The sequence below is a fragment of the Variovorax glucosi genome (assembly GCF_051216695.1).
GTDB lineage: Bacteria > Pseudomonadota > Gammaproteobacteria > Burkholderiales > Burkholderiaceae_C > Variovorax.
The window spans coordinates 1-1,509 of record NZ_JBPJZE010000070.1 but is presented as its reverse complement, the minus strand read 5'-3'; the positions used below and the strand labels follow the sequence as shown (position 1 = coordinate 1,509).

Sequence of the window (1,509 nt, the reverse complement as noted above, 5' to 3'; positions counted from 1 at the left end):
CCACCAGCTGTTCGGGGGCCGAGAGCCGCAGCTTCATCGAAGCCAGCAGGGTCTGGCCGCCCGCCAGCGGCTTGGCGCCGGCGGCAACGAGTTTGGCCGCATCGGCCACGGTAGCGGGCCGTTCGAGTGTGAAGGCATACATGGTGTGATTCCTTCTTTGTTTTAGTGCTTGGCGGCGGCCTGCATCGCTTCCCAGACGCGGCTGGGCGAGGCAGGCATATCGAAATCCTTGACGCCCAATGGCGCCAGCGCGTCGAGCACCGCATTGATCACGGCCGGCGGCGAGCCGATGGCCCCCGCCTCGCCGCAGCCCTTGGTGCCTAGCGGGTTGTGGGTGCACGGGGTGCACACGGTGTCGAGCTTGAACTGCGGAAAGTCGCCTGCTCGTGGCATGGCGTAGTCCATGAAGCTGCCGGTGAGCAACTGGCCCGTTTCGTTGTCGTAGACGCAGTTCTCGAGCAGCGCCTGGCCGATGCCCTGCACCAGCCCGCCGTGCACCTGGCCCTCGACGATCATCGGATTGATGATGGTGCCGAAGTCGTCCACCGCGGTGAAGCGGTCGACCTTGACCTCGCCTGTCTGCTTGTCGACTTCGACCTCGCAGATGTAGGTGCCGCCCGGGAAGGTGAAGTTGGTCGGGTCGTAGAAGGCGGTTTCGTTCAGGCCCGGCTCCAGCTTGTCGAGCGGGTAGTTGTGCGGCACGTAGGCCGTGAGCGCCACCTGGCCGAAGGGGATCTTCTTGTCGGTGCCCTTGACCGTGAATTCGCCGTTGGCGAACTCAATGTCGGCATCGCTCGCTTCCATCAGGTGCGCGGCGATCTTCTTGGCCTTGGTCTCGATCTTGTCGAGCGCCTTCATGATGGCCGCGCCGCCCACCGAGATGGAGCGTGAACCGTAGGTACCCATGCCGAAGGGCACGCGGCCGGTGTCTCCGTGCACCACGTCGACGTTCTCCACCGGAATGCCCAGCCGTGCCGCCACCACCTGCGCGAAGGTGGTTTCATGGCCCTGCCCGTGGCTGTGCGAGCCGGTGAACACCGTCACGCTGCCGGTCGGGTGCACGCGGATCTCGCCGCATTCGAACAGGCCCGCCCGCGCGCCGAGCGCTCCGGCGATGTTCGACGGCGCGATGCCGCAGGCCTCGATGTAGCTCGAGTAGCCGATGCCGCGCAGCTTGCCCTTGGCCTCGGTGGCCGACTTGCGCGCCGCGAAGCCATCGACCTCGGCCAGCACGCGGGCCTTGTCCATGCAGGCGTGGAAGTCACCCGTGTCGTACTGCAGCGCCACCGGCGTCTGGTACGGGAAGGTGCTGATGAAGTTGCGCTTGCGGATCTCGTCCTGCCCCAGCTTCATTTCCCAGGCGCAGCGCGACACAAGACGCTCGAGCAGGTAGGTGGCCTCGGGCCGCCCCGCCCCTCGATAAGCATCGACCGGCGCGGTGTTGGTGAACCAGGCATCGACCTCGACGTAGATCTGCGGCGTCGCGTACTGGCCGGCGAGCAGCGTGGC

At 66.3% G+C, this 1,509-nt stretch carries 2 protein-coding genes; both read right to left on the bottom strand.

Going from position 1 to position 1,509, the window contains the following annotated elements:
• A partial coding sequence (locus ACSFA3_RS22935; RefSeq protein WP_435507758.1) for an FAD binding domain-containing protein occupies positions 1–142 on the bottom strand: 142 nt, incomplete at its 3' end.
• A 20-nt stretch (positions 143–162) separates the two neighbouring features.
• On the bottom strand, positions 163–1,509 hold a 1,347-nt coding region (locus ACSFA3_RS22930; protein ID WP_435507757.1), incomplete at its 5' end, for a xanthine dehydrogenase family protein molybdopterin-binding subunit.